Genomic DNA, 22918 nt, shown 5'->3' with positions numbered 1-22918 from the left:
GTTAACGTGGCCCTGCTGCTGGTTCGGTTCCGTTGTTTGGAGTGGTCGACAGGCGGGAAAGTTCAGCCTCGGAAATCAATTCCAGCACTTTGACCACTTTGACCACGCCGGGTACACCCGCAGCAATAGAGGCTGCGCGATTGGCTTCACGCTCGGTGACCAAGCCCATCAGATACACCACACCCGCTTCGGTAGTCACTTTGAATGAGTTGGCAAAAATGTCTTGCGCATCAACCAGCGAGGCTTTGACCTTGCCGGTAATGAAGGCATCGTTTGAGCGGGCTGATAGCGAACTTTTGAAGCCGATCTGAATGTCGTTCACGATCAAGCGAATATTGGGCAGTGTTGAAACGCGCGCTTCTACCTGACTGCGAATGGTTTCATCTGGTGCTTCGCCAGTCAACAAAATTTGACGGTTGTACACCGTGGCATTGATGTGAACATTTTCACCAAAGCTTTCACGGATTGCACTTTCGGCTTTCACTTGTAGGGTGCGGTCTTCGACCTGTGTGCCCACGGTGCGGCGATCGGCAGCAGCCAGTGAGCCTGCAGTAATGCCTGCCATGGCACCCACGAAACAACCACCAAGCAGCGGTGCTGCCAGTGAGGCCACCAGCACAGCGCTGATGGCAGAGGATCGTGTGCGGGCGAAAAACAGGGGATTACGACTCATTTTCTTCTTCTCCAAGTAAACTCAAATCGATGCCATCGCAAATGCAATGGATCGACAACAGATGTATTTCCTGAATTCGGGCGGTGCGATTGTGTGGCACACACACATGCACATCGCCTTCTTTCAATTGCTGGGTCATTTGACCACCACCTTTGCCGGTCAAGGCAACCACGTTCATGTCGCGGGCATGGGCGGCTTCAATGGCCATTTGTACGTTCTTCGAATTGCCGCTGGTGGATATGGCCAGCAACACATCGCCTGGTTGGCCAATGGCCGCCACCTGCTTCGAAAAAATTTCGTTGAAGCTGTAGTCATTGCCAATTGCTGTCAGCGCCGACGAATCCGTGGTTAGCGCAATTGCCGCCAAACCTGGCCGCTCGCGTTCAAACCGCCCCACCAATTCCGCCGCAAAGTGCTGGCAATCGCCTGCTGAACCACCGTTTCCGCAGGCCAGAACCTTTCCGCCGTTGGTGAGCGCATTCACCATCAGTTCAATGGCCTCGGAAATTGGCCCGGCCAGTTCTTCGGTGGCCGCCTGCTTGGCAGCAATGCTTTCATCAAATTGTTGGGTAATGCGAGTGATCAAGTCCATGGCGACAGGCCTTTTGGCGGTTATCGAGGCTTTCATTATAGGTTAGCCCGTTGCGCACACTTGGCTTGTTACATCGGTTTGATCCGGGTTTAGTTGCTGATTTGCCACGCATTTTGCACCCACTGCGCATCGGTTCCATTTTCCAGAGCTACCACATCAAAACGCAGGTGCTTGAACTTGCGTTGACCCTGCTGCACCCACCACAGCTTCGCGCAACGTGTTACGCGGCTTTGTTTGTGGGTGGAAATGCTTTCAAGTGCGCTGCCGTGCCTGTTGTTGCTGCGCAGGCGCACCTCAACAACAACTGCAGTGTCGCCTTGCGCCATGATCAGGTCGATTTCACCACAGCGGCACCGGTGGTTTTGGGCGATCAGCACCAAGCCCTTCGATTCCAGCAGGCGTAGAGCTTGTATTTCCGCCAGTTGCCCTTGGGCAAGAATGGCCAGTTTGTGTTCGTTCGGTGCGGCAGGAATTACACTGGCGGGTTTTTCTTTGGGCGAGACCCACGGAATTACGGCTTTTCGTGATCTGGATTTGCGTGTGCCCCACGGAATGCCGGACAATTCAGGAACTTTGGATTTGGGTGTGAATGCCATGCAGAAAGCCGGTGATGTGGATGGAGTAAAGGATTCTATGAATTCTGAGGCAAGGGCTGAAACGAAGCGTGAGCCTTCACTCTATGTGGTGGCAACCCCCATCGGCAATATGGGTGACTTAAGCCTGCGTGCACGCGCGGTGCTGGAACAGGTGGACCGCATTGCCGCTGAAGACACCCGAAACACAGCCCGCATGCTGGACGCTTTGGGCATTAAAAAACCCTTGATGGCGCACCATGCCCACAACGAACGCGAAAGTGCGCAGGGTGTGCTGGCCTGCTTGCAGCGGGGTGAATCGATTGCCTTGGTCAGCGACGCGGGCACGCCTGCGGTATCGGATCCCGGTGCTGTGGTGGTGCGCTGTGTGGCCGAGGCCGGGTTTAAGGTAGTGCCCGTGCCAGGTGCCAGCAGCGTGTTGGCGGTTGTGGCCGCCAGTGGGTTGGTGGATGCTGCTTTTACCTTTCGGGGGTTTTTGCCAGCCAAAGGAAAAAGCCGCCTTGATGAGTTGAAAGGCTGGCTGGCTTGCCCGGAACCGCAGGTTGTTTTTGAAGCACCGCATCGGGTGATGCAATTGGTGGATGACCTGGAAACATTGGGCGCGGGCAACCGCAACATGTGCGCAGGCCGCGAGCTGACCAAGCAGTTCGAAACGTTTTACCGGGGGTTGGGCGATGCGGTGTTTGCGCAAATACGGCAAGACCCCAATTCGGAACGTGGTGAATGGGCTTGGGTGATTGAAGGCAGCGCGATTTCAGAAGACGACGCTACTAACGCACAAGCCAGCGCTGATTTGGACGCCTGGCTGGCTTTGTTGATGGCCGAATTGCCATTGAAAACTGCAGTGGCCTTGGTGGTAAAGGCCACTGGCCTGGCCAAAAACACGGTGTACAACCGGGCGCTTGAGTTGAAAAACGCTGGAAATACATGATGGCAGCTTCAGCCAGCTCGTCGTGGTTCACTTGTTCCGCACCGAAAACCGCTATCTCCCTTTTTGAAGTTCATCTTGGCTCATCAAATTAGGCAAAACAGACGGCCTAATTTGATGTCGGCCTCTGGCCGAGCGAGGTGAGTCAGGGTGAATTTCAAAAAGGGAGAATCAGGTTTTCAGGCGAATGATTGGGACTCGCGCCGACTGGGGTACAAGGTGATCAGCGGAAACGGACTACCCCACTTGGTCGTAAAAAAAGCACATCAACCCAAGGTCAATGTGCTTTCCTTCACTATAGCAAAACCGGGAAATCAATCCCCGTACATGCGCTGTTTCAATTCCCGACGCTGTTGTGCTTCCAGCGACAAGGTGGCGGTGGGGCGTGCCAACAAACGCGCCACACCAATGGGGTCGCCTGTTTCTTCACACCATCCGTATTCACCTGCATCAATTTTTTGAATGGACTGCTGAATTTTCTTGAGCAATTTGCGTTCGCGATCGCGGGTGCGAAGTTCAAGTGCATGCTCTTCTTCGATGGTGGCGCGGTCAGCCGGATCAGGCACCACAACGGTTTCGCGCAGGTGCTCCGTGGTTTCGCCAGCGTTGGCCAGCAATTCCTTTTCCATTTCTTGAAGCCGTTGACGGAAAAAGGCCAGCTGCACCTCGTTCATGTAATCGTCTTCTTTCATCGCGAGTAGTTGTTTCTCAGTGATGAGTTGCGTTTTTTCAGTGGTCATAGCACAGCCTCTAGTCCTTTTGTTTTTTACGACTATATACCAGTATATCCGCTATCGGGCCAAACAAAGCTCTAACCCTTGGGTGATAAATTCCTTGGGGAGTTTACGCCCAATGAACACAATTTTGCTTTCTTTTTTCTCGCTGGGTTCCCATTTCCTACCCCAGTCCAAACCCATCAGCATGTGCACACCCTGAAAAAGGGCACGACGGTCACTGGCCTTGATGTTCAGTATGCCTTTGTAGCGCAACATGTCTGGCCCGTACACTTGTGTAACCGACCCCATGAATTCTTCAAACTTTTGCCCGTCAAATGCTTTGGTGCTTTTGAACACAAAGCTTTGAATTTCGTCGTTGTGGGTGTGTTTGTCTTCGTCCAGAAAGTCGGGCGCAATGTCCAGTATGGAATTCAGGTTGAAACCACGCACGTCCAGCAGTTTGTCAATTGGCGCCACGCCGAATTCAGAAATCATCATTTCAGCGCGCGCATTCATTTTAACTAGCCGGCGTTTCAACGCGGTGACGTCGTCTTCCGTGCACAAATCAGTTTTTGAAAGCAAAATTCGGTCGGCAAAGCCTACCTGTTGCTGAATTTCGCGGTGCTCGTCGAGTTGCTGCATGCCGTGCTTGGCATCGACCACGGTAATAACAGCATCCAGAATAAAGCTTTCAGCGACCAAATCGTCGACAAAGAAGGTTTGCGCCACAGGGCCTGGGTCGGCCATGCCGGTGGTTTCAATCACCACACGATCAAATTTGATGGTACCGGCAAGGCGCTTGGCCGCCATTTCGCCCAGAATGCGCACCAAGTCGCCGCGCACTGTGCAACACAGGCAGCCGTTGTTCATTTCAACAATATTTTCCTGCTCATTCTGCATTAGCAGGTCGTTGTCGACGCCTTCTTCTCCAAATTCGTTTTCAATCACTGCGATTTTCATGCCGTGGTTTTCTTTCAGAATTCGGTTCAACAAAGTGGTTTTTCCACTGCCCAGAAAACCGGTCAGGATGGTCACTGGAATCATGTTGTGGGGGGCTGCTTGGTTCATGGTGCTTTTGTTTGCTGCAAAAATTGGGTCAATGGCCGAAATGGGGGCATTTGTTCGTATTTAAAGGGCTTCAAAGGTCCAAACGCCTTCAACGGCCGAACGCTTCACCACGCCTTTGTACCACAGGTAGTGCAGGTGGGCGACGGCTTCGCCCATGGCAAAGCTCATTTGGTGCCCATCCATTTCCCTTCTGAATAGAACACTGATGGCTTGGCGCGCAGTCAGCGGTTTTTCTTTCAAAGCTTCAAGCAGTTCGTTCAAGCGGTGATCGTGGTGGCGAAGCAGTTGGGCACAGCGGTCGTGGACCCCTTTGAAAGGCACGCCATGGGAAGGCAATACAACAAGTTTGTCAGACAACTGGGCCATGCATTGCACTGATTTCAAGAACAGCAGCAGTGGGTTGCCTTCAGGTTCAATGCCATAAACACTTACATTTGTTGAAATGGTAGGCAGCAGCATGTCGCCGCTGATCATCAGGTTCAGGCTGTCGCACACCAAGCTGATGTGTTCCGGGCTGTGCCCGAAGCCTGCATGGCAGCGCCACACGTGGCCACCAATTTCAATTTCATCGCCGTGCTGTATGCGCTGGTAGTTCAAGGGGGGCTCAGGCACCAATCGAGAAAACATGCCGCCGCGCGCTTCCAGTGTTTCATCGGCTTTTTTCTCATTCACCAGTCCATGGCCTGCCATGAAGGTACTCAGAGTATTGGCATCGAACCCGGGCAGGTTGGCGCACAAGCCGCGCGCCATGAAGTATTCCCCGGTGGACATGTGCACATGCACGCCGTGGCGGCGCGCCAAAGGGCCTGCCATGCCAATGTGGTCGGGGTGGGCGTGGGTGCAAATGATTCGGCCCAGCGGTTTGCGTACAAACAAGGTTTTTTCAATGTCTTCCCACATGGCGGCCACATCGGGCAGGCCAGCGCCACAGTCAACCAGGGTGTACTGGTTTTCTTCCTCGAGCAGCCACACATTGATGTGGTCCAGCGCAAAAGGCAGTGGCAAACGCAACCAAAGCACGCCCGGTGCAACCGGGATTGGTTGGCCCAAGACGGGCGGTTCAAACAAACGTTCAATTCCCATGTGTTTTCTGGTGACTTTTCAGTCGCTTGTAAGGGTGAAGGGCCTGATTGTAGGGCATCATTTCAGAAAAGCCTAACTTCTGCGGAGACTTTGATATGTTGAATTTGCCAGGACTTCAGTTTGATCTTGGAGAAGACATCGACGCCCTGCGCGATGCAGTACAAACCTTTGCCCAAGCGGAAATTGCCCCTTTGGCGGCTGAAATGGACAAAACCGACCAATTCCCCATGCATTTGTGGCGAAAAATGGGTGAGATGGGCTTGTTGGGGCTGACGGTTGAAGAAGAACTGGGCGGCAGTGGCATGGGTTATTTGGCCCACATTGTGGCCATGGAAGAAATTTCACGGGCCAGCGCCTCGGTGGCGCTGAGCTACGGTGCCCATTCCAACCTGTGTGTGAACCAGATTCGTCGCAATGGCAACGATTGGCAGCGCAACACCTTCCTGCCGAAGCTGATTTCCGGCGAGCACATTGGTGCATTGGCCATGAGCGAACCCAATGCGGGTTCAGACGTGGTCAGCATGCAGTTGCGTGCTGATAAAAAGGGCGACAAGTACGTACTGAATGGCAACAAAATGTGGATTACCAACGGGCCGGATGCCGATGTGTTGGTGGTTTACGCCAAAACCGACTTGGCGGCTGGGCCACACGGCATTACTGCATTCTTGATCGAGAAAGGCTTTAAGGGTTTTTCAATTGCTCAGAAGCTCGACAAGCTGGGCATGCGAGGCAGCCACACCGGCGAATTGGTGTTCGAAGACTGCGAGGTTCCAGAAACCCATGTGTTGGGCAAGGTGGGTCGTGGTGTGAACGTGCTGATGAGTGGGCTTGATTTTGAACGCGCCGTGCTTTCCGGTGGGCCGCTGGGCATAATGGCGGCGGCTATGGACGTGGTGGTGCCTTATGTGCACGACCGCAAACAGTTCGGCCAAAGCATTGGTGAATTTCAGCTGATTCAGGGCAAGTTGGCCGACATGTATTCCACCATGATGGCCACCCGCGCCTATGTGTACCAAGTGGGCAAGGCCTGCGACAAGGCCACACCCGACACCGTGCGCAAACTGCGCAAAGATTGCGCAGGCGCAATTTTGTATTCAGCTGAAAAAGCCACCTGGATGGCGGGCGAGTCGATTCAAATTCTGGGCGGCAACGGATACATCAACGAATACCCGTGTGGTCGCTTGTGGCGTGACGCCAAGCTGTACGAGATTGGTGCGGGCACCAGCGAAATTCGCCGCATGTTGATTGGACGCGAGCTTTTCTCGGAAACCCTGTAAGCACTTATTGGGGCAGGGCAGGCCCGGCGGATTTGAACACCCGCTTGTCTTGCCCAATCACCACTTCACTTTTCCACAAATAACTCAGCCTGGGGTGCGCGGTTTGAAGCACCTTCAGTGCTTCAGTGTCGCCCAGCAAATGGTAGTTCATCCAGGCCAGTGAATATTGCGCGGCAATTTCACGCCCCCAAGTGGATGTGGGCAGCAGCGGGTAGTTGGTGTGTTGTGCGTGGCTGGCGGCGTCGGCCACAATGAAGGCGCGGTCGTTGGTCAGCTTGTCGTACACAGGGCGCACCACAGCGGGGTTCACGGCAACAATTGGGGCGATGGGGCCATCGTGATCGCCTGTCTGGATCATCACGGGGATCGGGTTTTTATCGAATACCGATTGAATTTCGCTGATGGGGGCGGCCGCCACTGCAGCCTTCAAGCGCGGTTCAACGGCCTGTAAGCCCATGGTAGCAATAGCGCCCATGCTGTGGCCGATTACGCCAATGCGAGCGGGGTCAATGAACTGACGCACAGGCGAATTGTTCAACAGGTAGGTGAGCGCATCCTGCGCTTCTTCAATGTTGTTGCCCGGGTCGCCTTGTACTTCATCATCGGACCGGCCCTGACCGGAAAAATCGAAAGCAAACACGAGGTAGCCCGCATCAGCAAACAACTGATGCCACCAGCGGTACATGGCGGTGTTGGTGTTCAAACCTTCGAGCGCCAAAATAACCGGGTATTTTTGAGCCGTGGCCTCGGTTTGCCCGCGCTTGGGCAGCACAATTTCCCCGTGCAGACGCGTGCCATAGCGGTTCTGGAATTCAACAGGAACCAAGGCCACGGACTCGTTATTCTCGGGGTGACCGTACCAGTGAAACACTTGGTCCACTCGGGAACCATCGTTCAATTGAGCCGCCAAGGCGCGAATCTGGAATTCCAGCAAAGCGGGGTCGGTGATGTCGCTGAGCGTGTAGCCCAAGGCGATGGGATCGACCACCCCGGCCAACTGTTGGCGCGGCAGCATGTCGCTGACCAGGCCCAGTTGAAACAGGACATCGTTGTTGGCCTGAGCTGGGAGCGGACTTTCGGGCGGGTTTTCACCTTGAACCGATGCGGGCCAGCCAAAGGCCTCGGATGACTGAATGGCACTGGGCGTGGCAGTGTCGCCGGAATTGTTTTCTCCGCTGCAGGCCCACACCAGCAATGGCAGCAACAGCAGGTAAATCCATTTGAAACAACTTCGCATGACTTCTTCCTTTGACTACACCCCAATCATACTGAGTTCGTGCAAGTTTTGGATTTTCTTGCGCAAAGGCGGAAGGGATCTCGTAGAATCGACAGTTCATCATATGGAGTGAAGCCAGTTTATGAGCAGCCTGCCCCTGGACCTGAAAACACTTGAGGACGACTTTGGCGAACTCAGCGAAACCAGCCACTTGAGCGAGGAAGAAGAGCGTGAGCTTTCCAAGAAAGTGGCCAGCGATATTCTGGCGGGCTTCGACAAGCACTACCGCCTGTTTCGTTATTGTGCACAACAATCCAAAAAGCTGTTTGAAGAGGGCGACTGGCACCTGATTCAGCAACTGGCCCGTGATCGTATTGATTTTTACGATGAGCGTGTGAAGGAAGCAGTTGACCTGTTGCGCCGCAATTATGGTTCGCTCTTGATGAGTGAGTCGGTGTGGGCAAAAATTAAAACCCGTTTTGTGACCTACCTGGTGGATCACAAACAGCCCGAGCTGGCTGAAACCTTCTTCAATTCGGCGCTAACCAAAATTCTGCACCGCGACTATTACCACAATCGCTTTCTATTTGTGCGCCCTGCAGTGAGCACCGATTATGTAGAAAGTGATCCCCCTTCATACCGTAGCTATTACCCAGCCAACCCGAAAAGTGGTGGTCTGCGGAAAACACTGAAGCGTTTGATTCAGGACTTTTCACTGAATGCCGAGTTTGTGGATTTGGAACGTGACCTGCGCTATGTGGTCCATGCAACCCGAAAGGTGATGCCACGCCCCATCAAGGTCGATCCGGATTGCCAGATTCAAGTGCTTTCCAGCCTGTTTTTCCGCAACAAGGGCGCGTATATCATTGGCAAGTTCATCAATGCCAACATGCCTCAGCCTTTTGCCATACCAATTCTTCGGGACTCATCGGGCAAGTTGTACATCGACACTGTGTTGTTCAATGTGCAGCAAATTGCCACACTTTTCAGTTTCACGCGGGCTTATTTTCTGGTCGATATGGAAACGCCGGGAGCCTATGTGCAGTTTTTGCGCACCTTGTTGCCCAACAAACCCAAAGCAGAGATGTACACCATGCTGGGCTTGCACAAGCAAGGAAAAACCCTGTTTTACCGCGACTTTTTGCATCACCTGAAACATTCGCACGACGAATTTATTGTGGCCCCGGGCATCAAGGGTTTGGTGATGGCGGTGTTCACACTGCCTTCTTACCCGTATGTGTTCAAACTGATCAAAGACAAAATTGCACCTTCCAAAGAAATTGACCGTGCCGGCGTGATGCGCAAGTACCAGTTGGTGAAGGAACATGACCGAGTGGGCCGCATGGCTGACACTTGGGAGTACAGCCATGTGGGCTTGCCGCTGAATCGCTTTTCAGAAGAATTGCTGGACCACTTGAAAGACACCTGCGAAAGTTCGCTGACTTTTGAAGACGACACCGTGGTGATCAAGCATGTGTACATTGAACGGCGCATGACCCCACTGAATATTTACCTGCAGCAGGGCACAGACGCGGAAGTGGAGCACGGAATTACAGAGTATGGCAACGCCATCAAACAGCTTGCCGCCGCGAATATTTTCCCCGGTGACATGCTGTTCAAGAACTTTGGTGTGACCCGTTTGGGCCGCGTGGTGTTCTACGACTACGATGAAATTGAGTACATGACGGATTGCAATTTCCGTCGCATACCCGATGCACCCAACCCGGAGGCGGAGATGTCTTCAGAGCCCTGGTACACCGTGGGCCCGAAAGACGTGTTCCCCGAAGAGTTTGGGCATTTCTTGTTGGGCGATAGAAGAGTGCGCAAGGCGTTTTTGGGAAGGCATCGGGATTTGCTCGAATACGAGTTTTGGCAAGAACGCAAAGACCGCATTGGTGGTGGGCACATTGAAGACATTTTCCCGTATTCCGAAGCGGTGCGGTTTACCAACCGGTTTATCAAGAAGGCGCATTAAAGCCTACCTTCAGGCGTTCACGGTGGGGTGCTATTTCTGCTTCAGTCAAGCCCCCTAGGCGTTTCAAGTCTTGGTTAATGCGTGCTTCAAACATGTTCTGGCCAATCGCGCCAATCGCGTTGTTCTGAGCGTCGCTGTTGCGTTGTGCTGCCGGTATCGCTTCAATGCCTTCCTCAATTAAAGTGTTGAATTGCTCGTAAGTTTTGGCCGCCACGGTAACCACGTCTTCACCCACTTGCCGTGCTTTACCGGCAAAGTTCATGTCAGGGTCAATGCCACTGGGTATGTCTAACAAGCGTTGCAAAAGTCCTGTTACGCAGGGTTTCTCTAGTTCGATTTCTCGAAACCTGCTCAGTAAGGACTGTTTCAGATGATCTCGCATTCCCGAGTCTTGAGTGGCCTGGATGTACTGGCAAACATGACCCAACACCCTTTTTGGGTTGATGTTAACCGCCCAATTGTTGTCGCGCGACGTGTTGCTGGTGCAAATTTTTAGACCTTGGCGCATGAGTGCTTTGTCTGAGTTTGTAGCGTTGCAATTGCTTATTGCTGTTCCCACATACAAATTGATCTCGGCCGAACTAAGTTCCCGTGTTTTTCTGTGTTTCGCTTTCATGATGTCGAGTATCCGGCTGCCGTTGTCTCTCACCGCTTGATCATGCACGTTCTGGCTGTTCCCGGAAGTGCCGTAGCCTTGAAGCCGGGCATCCATGCGCTGTGCCAGCCCGCCCACTGGTTGTCGAAGTTCTCGGCTAATCAGGTTTGGACTTGAAAGCATGGTAATCAACTCTGCCCTGGAGTACAAAATGCCGTCCAGGTTAAATGTGGACTGACTGGGGCAAAGGGTGTTTACCCACAGGCTTAGCATGCTGCGCAAATCTTGTTCAAGGGCGGCGGTGTAGTTTTGATCAAGTTGTTGCAGTGACAAATCGATGCAATATGAGGCGAAAAAGTTGGCTTGTCGGGAGGCTCCCAAACAGTACAGTGAATCTTCCTCGCGCATGCTGTTCGCCATGTGTTTGCACAGAGTTGCTTTTTCTACCTTGCTCGCATGAGGATTGTGAAACGCCACAAGCAAATCGCGCAAAAACTGGGGCCGATCTTCTGCACGGGGAAAATTATTGCTTGCAAACTGGCCAAGCTCCTGAGCAGAGTATGTATGCCCGGGATGGTAGTCGTTGCGTCGCATTGCCCCCAACCATGTGCGTTGATTTGTAGTGGGGGCATGGGTATTTTCGTTGGGTGTATTTGAAAGTCCACACAGTTTAAGAACTCTATTCATCACAAGACCTGGCATAGCTACTCCGCTTGGTATGGTTAATTGAATACTGGCACCAATATATTGTTGGCACCCATGCGTTGAAGTGAACTGAATAGATCGCCAGAGGCACACCATTGATTGCAATGTTGCACTCCGCGTAGTTGGGTTTGGTCTGCATTCAGGCTAAGCCAGTTGCCTTTGGAGTCTGGAACGATGGTTTGATAATGGCCTGCCTCGGCGTCTGCGCCAGTGCGAACGATGATTGGAAAGTCTTTGCCCTGGGCGATTGCGCGATTTGCCAAATCTTCAAGTTGACGAATATGCGTGGAGTGATCAGTCATGTTCAATTGAGCCATTGCAGGTGGTAGATGTGTTTGGTCGGTTTGTTGTAGCTTGTCATTGACCAAATTCAACAGATCGACCATTTCCGTACCACGCTGTGCCGCAAGCCAGTGGTATGCCGTTACCTCGAGCTCCGATATGCTTTCTAGTTCAGTACGATTCGCAACCCAGCTTTTGCCTTGTGCCGCCGGGCTTTGGTTAACCAGGTTCTGCCAGCTTTCACCGATAGTTTGATCGGTGGAAATACAAATTACATTTGGGTTGTTCCCCATAAAATCAGCTTTCGAAATAGTGACTGTTTGTTTGTTTCGTAACGCTTGAACGACAAGCGGATGCATCAAGCCTTTTTGATCAGCGAGGTTCGCACCATAGGTTTCCAGTCCATCTATTTTCCGGCCCACCAAATAAAACGCCACATCGCTTGCTGTCGCTGCATGGTGTTGCAACATGCTGTTGACTGACTGTGAAGCGCATTGCATTTGTTCCAGAGGCTCTTTGTACGCAAGGCCTTGGCTGCGCTGCTGCAGCAAAGCAAGCAAGGAAACATTGCCCTGCCGGGGAACGTTTAAGTTTGGACGCTGTTGGTTCGTAGCACTTTGTGCAGCTTGGCTTGACTGCCCAGTTTCAGGCTGACCTGGCTCAGGGTTGGGCAAATGACGTTTGAATGCACGAATTGCTGCTCCTTCACTTGGGTTGTTGTATGTCCCTATTGAGTAGGGCAAAGGATTCGCGCCGGCATCGGCAATTGCGACACGTCCAAAGAAAGTCTCAAAATCACACGATTCTTCACCCACGAATCGCGGCGATTCGGGGCTGAGAATTTCTAACAGCTCTTCTCCAGCAACTAGCCACGCCGCGCCTGTTCGGCATTGCAGTTCACCGCGGAACTGGCGGCCCAAGTTTTCTTCTTGCGCAGTTACCAGTTGAGCCAGTCGAGGCATCTGGGGGCAAATGATGGCAGGGCATTCGGTGCTGTCTTTGAAAGGCGAAGGCAGTGCACGAAGGTGATTGTCCATGCAATGCTTAAGGGTAATCAGTTGTTCTGTTCGATTGGCTGGATTCTTTAATTTGTCGAATGGTGCTTCTGTTACCGGTACGTCGAATGTTGCCTCAATGCTTGAATCGTGAATTTGAAAAATATAGACAGGTGAAATTTCGGAATTTCTTTTGGACGCGTAGGCACCAATTATTTTGCAATTGTCACCCAGTTCAATGTTTCCCCCCTTTTTGAATGCTTCAACAAAGTCCTCAATTGGGCTTCTCCCCGCACTGTCTCGTATGTAAAGGAAACCCTGTTTGTTGCTGAGCGATTTAGCAAGCTGAGGCAAAAGAGCCATCACCCCAGGGGCTTTTGTACTGAGTGTGTTTCCCGCAGAAAAACTGTGGTTGACTTGATAAGGAAACTGAGTGTTTTGGCTTGCGGCAGCGCAGCTGGGAAAATGAATTGATCTCATGGTGTGATTGTGCAAGGTTCCGTTTCGGGCTTGTGGGCGAGCGTTTCGGCTATAAGTGTTCGCGGTGTTAGCCCGTGTTGCATTTGATGTGTGGGCTGGGCTTGTCAAATGCTCGTAACCTTTCATGAGCTTCGTTGCATTTCTGGCGATTCGCTTAATTGCTGCGATAAACCGTTGCCCAGGGTCCATTTCCGAGAAAAGACGTTTGCGAGACTGTTCGGAAGTGCGGTTCGCTGACGAGGGCGAATTGTTGCCAGTGGTGCTGCGTGGAGGAAAACCGGACATGGGTTGGTCCTGCATAAGTTGCGGACCACTGAGTGATACTTGAATAAGAATGGTTCAATATCTGGTAAGTTCTGCAGAGCTGAGGTCTGCAGAACATTAGCTGACCTTACCCTGTTCGCTTGGGTAGCATCAATTCAGCCGCCGCAATTTTCTCAGGTTGAAACTTATTCACCGGCACGTCCAATTCGTAGCCAATCGCCACGCCGCACAACAGGTGGTACTGCTTGGGAATGTTGAAATGTTTGTCCAGCGGGCTGCGGAACAGGCCCAACGCCCCTTGTGCGCAGGTGCCCAAGCCCTCGTTGGTGGCAGCCAGCATCAGGCTTTGTAGAAAGATACCGGCATCCAGCGCGCTGTAAATACCCACATCTTTGTGCACAAATACGAAAGCTGCGGCGGGCGCACCAAACATGCGAAAGTTCTCCGCCATGGCCTGGTCTCGGGCTTTCAGGTCGCTTCTTTCTACACCCAGCACACCGTAAAGGCCTTTGCCACATTCCACACGGCGGGCTTGCAGGTCTTTGGGGTAGTTCATCACAGGCTTCACATCGCCATCGGGAATGCCTTTGTTGCGGGTGAGCAGCCCTTTAATTTGCGCCAGCTTGCCGCCGCGTTGCAGTTTGATGGTTTCCTGGAAACGCGAATACAGTTCGCTACGCAGGCTTTCGAGCGTTTCGCCTGTGGCCAATGCGATTCGGTAGGGGTGCGTATTCGACCAACTTGGTGACAGTGCAGCCTGTTGAAGTAGCTTTTCCAGCGCGGCTTGGGGCACGGGTTTGGGGTCGAAGGCGCGTACGCTGTGGCGCTGTTTTAAGGTTTCAAGAAATTCCATTTTTCCTTGCTCTGTGTAATAGTTAGGCCAGTTTAGAGTATTTCTTACTAGCCAACAGACCCGGCTCGCCACTATTCTCTCAACTGACAATATAAAAAGTCACATACACAGTCAAACCACGGGGACACAACAATGAATAATCCACATGTAGACGTACTTATTATTGGCGCTGGTCTGTCGGGCATTGGTGCAGCTTGCCACATCAAGCAGAACTGCAAGGGCAAAAGCATCAAGATTTTGGAACGTCGCAAAGCCATCGGCGGCACTTGGGACCTGTTCCGTTACCCCGGCATTCGCTCCGATTCCGACATGTTCACCTTGGGCTACAGCTTCAAGCCTTGGAAGGGCGAGAAGGTATTGGCCAATGGCCAGGAAATTCGCGAATACGTAACCGAAGCCGCCAAAGAACACAATGTGATCAAAGACATTCAGTTCGGCCTGAAGGTGACTGCCGCCAATTGGGATTCCGAAGCGAACCAGTGGACGGTGGAAGGCATTGTTGAAGAAACTGGCGAGAAGCAGGTATTTACCAGCAACTTTTTGTTGGGTTGTACCGGTTACTACAACTATGACAAAGGCTACAGCCCTGAATTCCCCGGCATCAAGAACTTCAAGGGCGCCGTGGTACATCCACAGCAATGGCCTGAAAACCTGGACTACTCTGGCAAGCGTGTGGTGGTGATTGGCAGTGGCGCAACCGCCATTACGCTGGTGCCTGCCATGGCCGATACCGCTGGCCACGTCACCATGCTGCAGCGTTCGCCCACCTACATTGCATCCATTCCATCTGTTGACCCGGTTTCAGTGGTGCTGAAGAAATTCATGCCCGACACCTGGGTGTACAACATTGGCCGGGCGCGCAACATTGGTTTGCAGCGCATGATTTTCAAGCTGAGCAAGCAACGCCCGCAAGCCATTAAACGCCTGCTGCTGGGCGCAACCCGTGCGCGCATGGGCAAAGACTTCGACATGAAGCACTTTACCCCCAGCTACAACCCCTGGGACCAACGCCTGTGCGTGGTGCCCGATGGTGATTTGTTCAAGGTGCTGAAAAAAGGCAAGGCCGATATCGTGACCGACCACATTGACACCTTTGTGGAGAACGGAATCAAGTTGAAAAGTGGCCAGATTCTGGAAGCCGATATCATCATTACCGCGACTGGTCTTGACCTGCAGATTCTTGGCGGCCTGACTGCAACAATCGACGGCACGCCCGTGAACGTGGGCGAAGTGATGAGCTACAAAGGCGTGATGATGAGCAGTATTCCAAACTTTGCAATGGTGTTTGGTTACACCAATGCATCGTGGACATTGAAAGCGGATTTGGCCGCTGAATTTGTGTGCCGTGTAATCAACCACATGGACAAGCATGGCTACACCCGCGTGGTGCCGAATGCAGAAGGTGTGCAGGCCGATGACACGCCCATGTTCGACCTGGAAGCAGGCTACATGAAGCGCGCCGCCGACCGTTTGCCCAAGCAAGGCCCTGCCGCACCATGGACGGTGGTGAACAACTACCTGGCCGACCGGCCGGTGTTGAAAAAAGGCAAAATTGAAGATGGCGTGCTGGAATTTGCGAAAGCGGGTTCAGCGGCTGGCAAGAAGTCTTCGGGCCGCAAGGCGCAAACTAAGCAGAGCGCCAAGCAAGCTGCTTGATTGAAAGATTGACGGCCAGCGATGTCACAGGTGTTTCTGAATTAGAAATTTCTGGAAACTTCTTTGACTTGCTGGCCGTCGACTTTCACCCACCCCTTTGACTCATTGATTCTCGCTTCTATCCACGTCTCTGTTTTTGGTTGATTAAGTAGCACCCACAATCCGGCTGATTCCGTTGGGCAGTCGGAGATTTCATCCACGGTTTGCTTGATCTTTATCAGGCAATTCCCCTCTGATAACCACATTAACAATGTCGGCTTGTCATCTGCGTTGATCGTTCTGTCTTCCCAGGCAATTGACTCGTCGTAATACGCCTCAGCAGTCAATTTCTCGATCTCACCAAAACTTCTGGTTTTAACGAACACATCACCGGAAACTTTGATATTTCCTGCTTCGATGGTTTTAGTGACTACCTTATCGAAAGGCAGGGCTTTACTGTCCGAGATAGGCGCTACTTGGCTAATTGAGGATTCTGAGACTGGTGAATTCCTCAATTCAAGATTCTGTGTAGTGGCCCTGAATTCGGGGCGACCTTCTCCAAGAAAGTTTTCGTAAACAAACGATTTGTTAACAGTAGTGGGCTTAGCGGCGCAGGCGCTCATCACAAGCATCGCGGTAATTATTGGAATCAAGTGCACAGTTATTTCACCGTTTTCTGAGGTGGCACAAGCAAAATGCCGGGGTGATAAATCTGGGAGCCTTTGAATTTGGTCAACACACTGCCGCGATTGTTGTGCGAGTAGGAGCAATGCACCCAACCCGATTGCGGAGAATTCGGTAGAAAGTGTTCAAGAATCAATTGGTCGAAGGTCAGGTGGTCTTTTATCCACATGGCTACCTCATGAACGGTGTGCCCTTGCACTCGAAAATCAACTGCTTCGCCACGTGAATGCTGGGAGTTGTTCGAGCCGCCCACTGCCTTATTTACAGCCGGGCTTCTGTACGCGCTGTGGACAATCACGCTTCGGTCAAAGTGTTTGCGCACCGGCTCTAAAATGTGCTCTGCGACCTTGCGTAAATTGCTTATTACGTTGGGCGCGTGCGGAGTATTTGAAACACCCGTGTTTGTTGTGGTGAGTTCCTCAAGGTTGAAGTGAACTGAAATACAGTTTGGTAATTTGCCGTCGCAGTAATGTTGGGTTTGCATTTAGGTGGGAAGCAATAAAAGAGAGCAAACCGAAGATTAACAATTGCAATTGGAACTGCAAAAAGTTACCCCGGTCTGATGACTCCTCCCAATCAAAACCCGCTTCTGTAACCTAAGCGGTTCAAGCCACGGCTTCCGCGAACCGCGCGTTCGCTGCGAAATTGCACGGCCTGTTCCATGTCGCTTCCAAAGCGCCCGCCAAGGGGGGTGTCCAGTGAGGGGCTGTCAAATCCACCATTCAAGCCCCGGCTGGCGCGTTGTGCGCGTGCTGTGCGGAATTCGGCCACCTGTTCTTTGTCCACTTCGAAGTTTCCGCCCAGTGGGGTTTCAAGCGTGCCGGTGTCAAAACTGTTTGGGCTGCGGTTCAAACCCAGCAGGTCTTCACGCCCAATGGTCAGCAGTGCTTTGGCCAGCGGGAAGTTGCCTTTGGCGCGAATGTCGTCGCGCAGGGTATTCACAGCCAGAATTTCTTCGCCGTTGACGAAGTAATCAATCGGGCGTGGTACATCGGGAAAGCGCTCAGCCAGTGCAGGTTGACTAATCAGGGCACTGGCCGCAATGGCGATGCAGGGCAAAATACGAGTAAGCATGGCAACTCCAAGAGTGAATGCGTCTTCATCATCTAGAGTGATACGTTTGTAGTGACGCTTTATTCATTTATAGAATGCATGCACCCCCCTGTCCATAGGGCTTACCCTTCGCTCGAAATAGGTATGCTGCGGTGCAGTGGACTTCAATTTCACCTAAGATAAGGTGCCTTTCATTTAACAAATCTATCTTGAGCAGTCCTTCCGACACTGATAAATCTTTGCAAGAGCTGCCCTACGCATGGCGTCGGGTGGTGCTGTTCGCCGACAACATGGCGCAAGCCAAGGTGTCTGATGCCATTGGCCGCAGCCCCAAGCAGCAGCTTACTTGGATCGGTTTGGCGGCCTTGCCTTTGCTGCTGCCATTTGGTATTCCCGGAGTGGCCACCAGTTTGGGTTACCTGACCTTTCTACTGGGCGTGGGCTATGCGTTTGGTTATGGCGTGCCAATTCCAAAGTCATTGGGTGAAAAGCGCTTGCCACCCAAAGCAGCCAACGTGTTGAAAAAGTTTTTGGGTGTATTTATTCGCCGGGTTGCGCCCCACAGCAGGCCGCGCCTGTTCATCATGAGCCACCCACGCATGCGCCCGCTCAATGGTTTGGTATTGGCGTTTGCAGGACTCACAATGGCCGCGCCAGTGCCTTTCGCATCATTCGACAATGTGCTGCCCGCCGCAGCCATGGTGTGCATCACCTTTGGATTGCGTGTTCGCGATGGCAGGCTGGTATTGGCAGGCTATGTGCTTACTGTGCTGGCGGCCTTGTTGGTGTTGTTGCTGTGGTGGGGCGGCTATGCCGTGTTTGTGTGGATTTCAAACCAGCCTTGGGCCAGCCAATGGCTGGGCTGGCTTTTTTCCTGACAAGACGCAATCCTGTGCTGGAACTGTGCGCTAAGTTCGATAGAATCATGACAACACCCCTTATCTGGAGCCGAAAAGCACCATGACAACCAAACAAACGATTGATTTCTATTTCGACCTGACCAGCCCATACAGTTATGTGGCCGCCGAGCAAATTGAAGAAATTGCCGCCGCTGGCAATCGTACAGTGAATTACAAACCCACTTTGTTGGGCTTTGTGTTCAAAAGCACAGGCAACACAGCCCCCATGATGAACCCGGCCAAGGGCAGGTATTCTGCGAAAGATTTTGCCCGCACCGCGCGTTTTCACGGGCTGGAAATCAATTGGCCCAAAAAATTCCCGATCAATGCCACCAATGCTTCACGCGCTATTTTGCAGGTGCTGAACACTCAGCCTGAAAAGGCCGGGGAACTGACGCGAGCCCTTTACAAGGCTTATTTTGTGACTGGGCAAGACATTACCGAAGACTCCACAGTGCAAGCAATTGCTGATTCAATTGGCCTTGACGGTGCTGCACTGTTGGCAGGCGCACAAACTGACGCGATAAAAGAACAAATGAAAAATGCAGTGCAGGAGTCCATCGACGCAGGCATGTTTGGGGCGCCCTATTTTGTAGTGGACGGTGAAGCCTTCTGGGGTCAAGACCGCATGGAACAACTGCGCCGATGGGTTGTACAAGGGCCGTTCTAAACATGGCTGTTCTCGATTCCAACAATGTTAAAAATCGCCCCGATTTTGCGGCCAATCACGCAGCACTTAAAAAGCTGACAGATGAGCTGAAAGACAATTTGGCTGTGGTAGCGCAAGGCGGTGGCAAGGTGGCCAATGACCGCCATACCGCACGTGGCAAACTGCTACCGCGCGAGCGCGTTGCGGGTTTGCTCGACCCTGGTTCGCCTTTTCTTGAACTGGCACCGTTGGCCGCTTGGGGTATGTATGGCGGTGCAGCGCCCGGCGCAGGTGCCATTGCGGGTATAGGTCGTGTAAGCGGTGTGGACTGCATGATTGTGTGCAACGACGCCACCGTGAAAGGCGGCACCTACTACCCCTTGAGTGTGAAAAAACACCTGCGCGCGCAGGAAGTGGCGGCCGAAAACAATTTGCCCTGTATTTACCTGGTTGATTCAGGCGGAGCCAACTTGCCGAATCAAGATGAAGTGTTTCCCGATCGTGATCACTTTGGCCGAATTTTTTTCAACCAAGCCAATATGAGTGCGCAAGGCATTGCACAAATTGCCGTGGTGATGGGTAGCTGCACTGCGGGTGGTGCCTATGTGCCCGCGATGAGCGATGAAGCGATTATCGTGAAAAATCAGGCCACAATTTTTCTAGGTGGCCCACCCTTGGTGCAAGCCGCCACGGGCGAAATCGTGAGCGCCGAAGAATTGGGTGGTGCAGACGTGCACACGCGGCTTTCCGGCGTGGCCGACCATTTGGCTGAGAACGACCAGCATGCTTTGGAAATTGCCCGCCGCATTGTGGCCAATTTGGGTCGCCCTGAAAAGCGCTACCCGTGGGCACTTTCGGAAGCACGCGAGCCGTTGTACAGCGCTGAAGAAATTTACGGCATTGTACCCACCGATGCAAAAAAACCATTTGATGTGCGCGAAATCATTGCCCGCGTGGTCGATGGCAGTGAATTCGATGAATTCAAAGCTCGATTCGGCAGCACCTTGGTGTGTGGCTTTGCTCGCCTGTATGGCATGCCTGTGGGCATTGTGGCCAATAACGGCATTTTGTTTTCCGAGTCAGCCCAGAAAGGCGCTCACTTCATTGAACTGTGTTGCCAGCGAAAAATCCCGTTGATTTTCTTGCAAAACATCACCGGCTTCATGGTGGGCAAGAAAGTTGAAAACGAAGGCATTGCACGCCATGGTGCAAAAATGGTGATGGCGGTGGCTTGTGCAAAGGTGCCCAAATTCACAGTGGTGATTGGTGGTTCATTTGGTGCTGGCAACTACGGCATGTGTGGCCGTGCATACAGCCCGCGCTTTATGTGGATGTGGCCCAATGCGCGTATCAGTGTAATGGGTGGCGAACAGGCCGCCGGTGTGTTGGCCACTGTAAAGCGCAACCAGATTGAAGCCAAAGGTGGCACCTGGAGCAAGGAAGAAGAAGCCGAGTTCAAAGCCCCCACACTGAAGCAGTTCGACGAACAAAGCCAACCGTATTACGCCACGGCAAGGCTTTGGGACGACGGATTGATCGACCCCGCCGACACCCGCCGTATTCTGGGCATGGCCATTTCTGCCAGCCTGAACGCTGAAATTCCTGAAACGAAATTTGGCGTCTACAGAATGTAAAAGCGCGAACTTAAATGCGCGAATATAAAAAAACGGAGACTGTGACATGACAGAACAATCGAATGAAAAGCCTGTGATTGAAACCCGTAAGGGAAAATCGGTGTGGCTGACGCTGAATCGTCCGCACATTAAAAACGCCATGAACGGCGAAATGATCGCCATGCTGGTTGAAGCCTTTCAGCGCTTGGGCGGCGATTCTGAAACACGCGCCATCGTGTTGGCTGCCAATGGTGATGCGTTCTGTTCCGGTGCCGATTTGGGCTACATGATGCAAATGGCCCAACAGGCAACAAGTAATCAGCAAAGCGGAACGACCTTGACCAGCCTGTTTCGTGGCATTGCTGAATGCCCAAAACCCGTGGTGGCGCGGGTGCACGGTTTGTGTTTGGCTGGTGCCACAGGCTTGGTCAGTGCCAGCGACATTATTGTGGCCAGCAACAATGTGAAATTCAGTTTGCCAGAAGTGAAGCGCGGTTTGATCCCGGCCACCATCAGCCCCTATGTGGTTCAAGCCATGGGTGTTCAGGCTGCGCGCAGGTATTTCATCACCGGCGAAACATTCACGGCTGAAAAAGCCTACGAACTTGGCATGGTGCATGAACTGACCACACCCGACACACTGGACGCGAAGCTGGATGGCATACTCACCGAGCTCGACAGTTGCGCCCCCGATGCCATGGCAGCCTGCAAAAAACTGGTTCGAGATGTGTCGCGAATGGACATTACCGCCGATGAAACACATGCTGAAGTGGCAGCACGCCTTGCCGCAGTTCGGGGCAGTGCAGAGGCTGCCGAGGGCATGATGGCTTTTATGGAAAAACGCAAACCGAGGTGGATGGCTTAAACACCGGTTGCCAAATAAACCTTTGAATTGATTGGAACTGTTCAGTTGTACTTGGCTACTTAAGTGCTCATGGTTCAAGTGAATCCATTCGTTCCAATTCAAAGGTTTGTATGCCGTTAAAGCCAAATTTATCTATTTCCATCTCCAGTCCTTCCTTGGCTGATGAAGCATCTCCTGCTGCGCAGCGCCCAACCGGCTCCAGTGGTACGGCGAAAACAATTGCCATCAAAACTCTCAGAGAGCGAATGGCCCACCTGTCCGTTGGCCTGGAATCTTCAAGCGGCAGTCCAAAGTCTCAGCACGGTTCAAATCCTCCGTCCTTCCTTACTCCCAACCGGCGCACTTTTGACTACTTTGATGCAACTCCAAAGGTCATCGCCAAGGGCGGTCTTGGATCAGTTCGAATTGCAACGCCCAGACCCAGAGCGCTGATTGGCAACGATCAAACGTCTCCACTCGCCGATCACCAGGAATTCATCTTGAAAGAAGGCAAGTTTCAGCCTTCTGTAGGTGCTGCGCAGGTGCGCCGCGAGATCACTGCAATGGAAAAGCTGGCAGGGGTGAATTCTCCCAAGCTGCTGAATCAGGAAATTACCTCCAGCGGTTACCGCTTGGTAATGGAACAAGCCTCCGGTGCACAGCTGAATCACTTCTTCGACAACGTGATTCAGAAAGCGCCTGTTGAAGAACAAGCGGCATTGTTGAAGGCAACAAGCAAAGAACTCTTGTTGGGCCTGCAAAACTTGCACAACAAAGACGTGTGTCACCGCGACATTAAACCCGGCAATGTGTTCGTGTCTAAAAATGACGACAATAACATTCAGGTTACTTACATCGATTTTGGAGACGCTTCTTCACTGCATGAAGCTGATCAAGGTGCGAGTGGCACCGACAAATACAGCCTGCCCAGCAAAGAAGACAAAACAGCCGCAGAAATCGATCTGTATTCCATGGGCCGAATGCTTGCCGAAGCAACAGGGCAAATTCCAGAACTTAAAGTGGATTTTGATCGACAGGTACTGGAAGATTTGTCCAATGAAGAGCAGGCCGAGGTGGCCAAGCCCGTCAGCGATCAAGCGCCTACGCAAGAAGCGTTCATCAACACCCTGTGTTACAAGCAAGGCCTAACTTTGTCCGATGCAATCAATCACCCCTGGTTACAGTCCTGAAGCGTTTGGCGTCACTATTAATCGTGTGCTCCGGGTAGATTTGGTGTCGTCAGTTA

At 52.4% G+C, this 22918-nt stretch carries 23 protein-coding genes; 9 read left to right on the top strand and 14 right to left on the bottom strand.

The features are described 5' to 3' along the window. Window position 1: 1 nt before the first annotated feature. The 3 genes from NSP04_RS01740 to NSP04_RS01730 all read right to left on the bottom strand — a co-directional run bounded on the left by NSP04_RS01740 (window position 2) and on the right by NSP04_RS01730 (window position 1861). A complete protein-coding gene (locus tag NSP04_RS01740) occupies window positions 2–673 on the bottom strand; it encodes a BON domain-containing protein (RefSeq protein ID WP_257510607.1) in 672 nt (223 codons plus the stop codon). Beyond that, entirely contained in the window at window positions 663–1265 is a 603-nt protein-coding gene (locus NSP04_RS01735; protein WP_257510606.1) for a phosphoheptose isomerase, read from the bottom strand. The genes NSP04_RS01740 and NSP04_RS01735 overlap by 11 nt, the downstream gene beginning before the upstream one ends. A gap of 89 nt (window positions 1266–1354) precedes the next feature. Then, window positions 1355–1861: a YraN family protein gene (locus NSP04_RS01730; RefSeq protein ID WP_257510605.1), complete on the bottom strand. Its 507-nt coding sequence runs from the start codon at window positions 1859–1861 to the stop codon at window positions 1355–1357. A 37-nt stretch (window positions 1862–1898) separates the two neighbouring features. Between NSP04_RS01730 and rsmI the strand changes: the two genes are divergently transcribed. Beyond that, the gene (rsmI, locus tag NSP04_RS01725; protein ID WP_257510604.1) at window positions 1899–2789 is read left to right on the top strand and encodes a 16S rRNA (cytidine(1402)-2'-O)-methyltransferase; all 891 of its coding nucleotides are present in this window, start codon (window positions 1899–1901) and stop codon (window positions 2787–2789) included. A gap of 311 nt (window positions 2790–3100) precedes the next feature. Here the strand turns inward: rsmI and dksA are convergent, their stop codons facing one another. Genes dksA through NSP04_RS01710 form a run of 3 tightly spaced genes read right to left on the bottom strand, consistent with a single transcriptional unit; the run spans window position 3101 to window position 5653 of the window. Beyond that, window positions 3101–3526 carry an RNA polymerase-binding protein DksA gene (dksA, locus tag NSP04_RS01720; RefSeq protein WP_257510603.1) on the bottom strand — a complete coding sequence of 142 codons (426 nt, stop codon included), beginning with the start codon at window positions 3524–3526 and terminating at the stop codon, window positions 3101–3103. 51 nt (window positions 3527–3577) lie between these two features. Beyond that, on the bottom strand, window positions 3578–4570 hold the full coding sequence (locus NSP04_RS01715) for a CobW family GTP-binding protein (RefSeq protein ID WP_257510602.1): 993 nt from the start codon (window positions 4568–4570) through the stop codon (window positions 3578–3580). A 60-nt stretch (window positions 4571–4630) separates the two neighbouring features. Beyond that, complete coding sequence (locus NSP04_RS01710; protein ID WP_257510601.1) at window positions 4631–5653, bottom strand: MBL fold metallo-hydrolase; 1023 nt, start codon at window positions 5651–5653, stop codon at window positions 4631–4633. A 95-nt stretch (window positions 5654–5748) separates the two neighbouring features. Between NSP04_RS01710 and NSP04_RS01705 the strand changes: the two genes are divergently transcribed. Beyond that, entirely contained in the window at window positions 5749–6930 is a 1182-nt protein-coding gene (locus NSP04_RS01705; protein WP_306815193.1) for an isovaleryl-CoA dehydrogenase, read from the top strand. A 4-nt stretch (window positions 6931–6934) separates the two neighbouring features. Here NSP04_RS01705 and NSP04_RS01700 read toward each other — a convergent pair whose 3' ends face one another. Further along, on the bottom strand, window positions 6935–8167 hold the full coding sequence (locus NSP04_RS01700) for an alpha/beta hydrolase family protein (protein WP_257510600.1): 1233 nt from the start codon (window positions 8165–8167) through the stop codon (window positions 6935–6937). 121 nt (window positions 8168–8288) lie between these two features. On the opposite strand from NSP04_RS01700, the gene aceK reads away from it, so the two are divergent. Beyond that, window positions 8289–10121 (top strand): bifunctional isocitrate dehydrogenase kinase/phosphatase, encoded by a 1833-nt coding sequence (aceK, locus tag NSP04_RS01695; RefSeq protein ID WP_257510599.1) that lies wholly within the window; start codon window positions 8289–8291, stop codon window positions 10119–10121. Here the strand turns inward: aceK and NSP04_RS01690 are convergent. The 3 genes from NSP04_RS01690 to NSP04_RS01680 all read right to left on the bottom strand — a co-directional run bounded on the left by NSP04_RS01690 (window position 10105) and on the right by NSP04_RS01680 (window position 14295). Beyond that, window positions 10105–11403 carry a hypothetical protein gene (locus NSP04_RS01690; RefSeq protein WP_257510598.1) on the bottom strand — a complete coding sequence of 433 codons (1299 nt, stop codon included), beginning with the start codon at window positions 11401–11403 and terminating at the stop codon, window positions 10105–10107. The two genes, aceK and NSP04_RS01690, sit on opposite strands and share 17 nt — an antisense overlap. Before the next feature lie 35 nt (window positions 11404–11438). Next, window positions 11439–12740, bottom strand: coding sequence for a hypothetical protein (locus NSP04_RS01685; protein WP_257510597.1), 1302 nt, complete (start codon window positions 12738–12740; stop codon window positions 11439–11441). Between the two features lie 829 nt (window positions 12741–13569). Further along, entirely contained in the window at window positions 13570–14295 is a 726-nt protein-coding gene (locus tag NSP04_RS01680) for a nitroreductase (protein WP_257510596.1), read from the bottom strand. 132 nt (window positions 14296–14427) lie between these two features. Between NSP04_RS01680 and NSP04_RS01675 the strand changes: the two genes are divergently transcribed. Continuing rightward, window positions 14428–15951: a flavin-containing monooxygenase gene (locus tag NSP04_RS01675; RefSeq protein WP_257510595.1), complete on the top strand. Its 1524-nt coding sequence runs from the start codon at window positions 14428–14430 to the stop codon at window positions 15949–15951. A 41-nt stretch (window positions 15952–15992) separates the two neighbouring features. Here NSP04_RS01675 and NSP04_RS01670 read toward each other — a convergent pair whose 3' ends face one another. The 3 genes from NSP04_RS01670 to NSP04_RS01660 form a co-directional block, all read right to left on the bottom strand. Then, window positions 15993–16589: a hypothetical protein gene (locus NSP04_RS01670; protein ID WP_257510594.1), complete on the bottom strand. Its 597-nt coding sequence runs from the start codon at window positions 16587–16589 to the stop codon at window positions 15993–15995. Window positions 16590–16591: 2 nt separating this feature from the next. Then, a complete protein-coding gene (locus NSP04_RS01665; RefSeq protein WP_257510593.1) occupies window positions 16592–17098 on the bottom strand; it encodes a D-Ala-D-Ala carboxypeptidase family metallohydrolase in 507 nt (168 codons plus the stop codon). Between the two features lie 92 nt (window positions 17099–17190). After that, entirely contained in the window at window positions 17191–17688 is a 498-nt protein-coding gene (locus NSP04_RS01660) for a hypothetical protein (RefSeq protein ID WP_257510592.1), read from the bottom strand. Window positions 17689–17876: 188 nt separating this feature from the next. Between NSP04_RS01660 and NSP04_RS01655 the strand changes: the two genes are divergently transcribed. The 4 genes from NSP04_RS01655 (at window position 17877) to NSP04_RS01640 (ending at window position 21693) form a co-directional block, all read left to right on the top strand. Next, window positions 17877–18545: an exopolysaccharide biosynthesis protein gene (locus NSP04_RS01655; RefSeq protein WP_257510591.1), complete on the top strand. Its 669-nt coding sequence runs from the start codon at window positions 17877–17879 to the stop codon at window positions 18543–18545. 82 nt (window positions 18546–18627) lie between these two features. Next, window positions 18628–19236 (top strand): 2-hydroxychromene-2-carboxylate isomerase, encoded by a 609-nt coding sequence (locus NSP04_RS01650; protein ID WP_257510590.1) that lies wholly within the window; start codon window positions 18628–18630, stop codon window positions 19234–19236. Between the two features lie 2 nt (window positions 19237–19238). Further along, window positions 19239–20849, top strand: coding sequence for a carboxyl transferase domain-containing protein (locus NSP04_RS01645; protein ID WP_257510589.1), 1611 nt, complete (start codon window positions 19239–19241; stop codon window positions 20847–20849). A 46-nt stretch (window positions 20850–20895) separates the two neighbouring features. Beyond that, window positions 20896–21693, top strand: coding sequence for an enoyl-CoA hydratase-related protein (locus NSP04_RS01640; RefSeq protein WP_257510588.1), 798 nt, complete (start codon window positions 20896–20898; stop codon window positions 21691–21693). A 67-nt stretch (window positions 21694–21760) separates the two neighbouring features. On the opposite strand, the gene NSP04_RS01635 is transcribed toward NSP04_RS01640, so the two are convergent. After that, window positions 21761–21919 carry a hypothetical protein gene (locus NSP04_RS01635; protein ID WP_257510587.1) on the bottom strand — a complete coding sequence of 53 codons (159 nt, stop codon included), beginning with the start codon at window positions 21917–21919 and terminating at the stop codon, window positions 21761–21763. A gap of 19 nt (window positions 21920–21938) precedes the next feature. Between NSP04_RS01635 and NSP04_RS01630 the strand changes: the two genes are divergently transcribed. Next, window positions 21939–22862, top strand: a complete 924-nt coding sequence (locus tag NSP04_RS01630; RefSeq protein WP_257510586.1) for a protein kinase domain-containing protein — start codon at window positions 21939–21941, stop codon at window positions 22860–22862. Window positions 22863–22918: the final 56 nt, after the last annotated feature.

This window comes from Limnobacter parvus (assembly GCF_024623725.1).
GTDB classification, from domain to species: Bacteria; Pseudomonadota; Gammaproteobacteria; order Burkholderiales; family Burkholderiaceae_B; genus Limnobacter; species Limnobacter parvus.
Note: the sequence above shows the minus strand (reverse complement) of the source record. Positions and strands in the feature narration are given on the sequence as shown.

Excerpts from the sequence above, each read along its gene's own strand:
- NSP04_RS01740 (WP_257510607.1), bottom strand. The coding sequence starts at position 673 with ATGAGTCGTAATCCCCTGTTTTTCGCCCGCACACGATCCTCTGCCATC.
- NSP04_RS01735 (WP_257510606.1), bottom strand. The coding sequence starts at position 1,265 with ATGGACTTGATCACTCGCATTACCCAACAATTTGATGAAAGCATTGCT.
- NSP04_RS01730 (WP_257510605.1), bottom strand. The coding sequence starts at position 1,861 with ATGGCATTCACACCCAAATCCAAAGTTCCTGAATTGTCCGGCATTCCG.
- rsmI (WP_257510604.1), top strand. The coding sequence starts at position 1,899 with ATGAATTCTGAGGCAAGGGCTGAAACGAAGCGTGAGCCTTCACTCTAT.
- dksA (WP_257510603.1), bottom strand. The coding sequence starts at position 3,526 with ATGACCACTGAAAAAACGCAACTCATCACTGAGAAACAACTACTCGCG.
- NSP04_RS01715 (WP_257510602.1), bottom strand. The coding sequence starts at position 4,570 with ATGAACCAAGCAGCCCCCCACAACATGATTCCAGTGACCATCCTGACC.
- NSP04_RS01710 (WP_257510601.1), bottom strand. The coding sequence starts at position 5,653 with ATGGGAATTGAACGTTTGTTTGAACCGCCCGTCTTGGGCCAACCAATC.
- NSP04_RS01705 (WP_306815193.1), top strand. The coding sequence starts at position 5,749 with ATGTTGAATTTGCCAGGACTTCAGTTTGATCTTGGAGAAGACATCGAC.
- NSP04_RS01700 (WP_257510600.1), bottom strand. The coding sequence starts at position 8,167 with ATGCGAAGTTGTTTCAAATGGATTTACCTGCTGTTGCTGCCATTGCTG.
- aceK (WP_257510599.1), top strand. The coding sequence starts at position 8,289 with ATGAGCAGCCTGCCCCTGGACCTGAAAACACTTGAGGACGACTTTGGC.
- NSP04_RS01690 (WP_257510598.1), bottom strand. The coding sequence starts at position 11,403 with ATGAATAGAGTTCTTAAACTGTGTGGACTTTCAAATACACCCAACGAA.
- NSP04_RS01685 (WP_257510597.1), bottom strand. The coding sequence starts at position 12,740 with ATGGACAATCACCTTCGTGCACTGCCTTCGCCTTTCAAAGACAGCACC.
- NSP04_RS01680 (WP_257510596.1), bottom strand. The coding sequence starts at position 14,295 with ATGGAATTTCTTGAAACCTTAAAACAGCGCCACAGCGTACGCGCCTTC.
- NSP04_RS01675 (WP_257510595.1), top strand. The coding sequence starts at position 14,428 with ATGAATAATCCACATGTAGACGTACTTATTATTGGCGCTGGTCTGTCG.
- NSP04_RS01665 (WP_257510593.1), bottom strand. The coding sequence starts at position 17,098 with ATGCAAACCCAACATTACTGCGACGGCAAATTACCAAACTGTATTTCA.
- NSP04_RS01660 (WP_257510592.1), bottom strand. The coding sequence starts at position 17,688 with ATGCTTACTCGTATTTTGCCCTGCATCGCCATTGCGGCCAGTGCCCTG.
- NSP04_RS01650 (WP_257510590.1), top strand. The coding sequence starts at position 18,628 with ATGACAACCAAACAAACGATTGATTTCTATTTCGACCTGACCAGCCCA.
- NSP04_RS01645 (WP_257510589.1), top strand. The coding sequence starts at position 19,239 with ATGGCTGTTCTCGATTCCAACAATGTTAAAAATCGCCCCGATTTTGCG.
- NSP04_RS01640 (WP_257510588.1), top strand. The coding sequence starts at position 20,896 with ATGACAGAACAATCGAATGAAAAGCCTGTGATTGAAACCCGTAAGGGA.
- NSP04_RS01635 (WP_257510587.1), bottom strand. The coding sequence starts at position 21,919 with ATGGCAATTGTTTTCGCCGTACCACTGGAGCCGGTTGGGCGCTGCGCA.
- NSP04_RS01630 (WP_257510586.1), top strand. The coding sequence starts at position 21,939 with ATGGCCCACCTGTCCGTTGGCCTGGAATCTTCAAGCGGCAGTCCAAAG.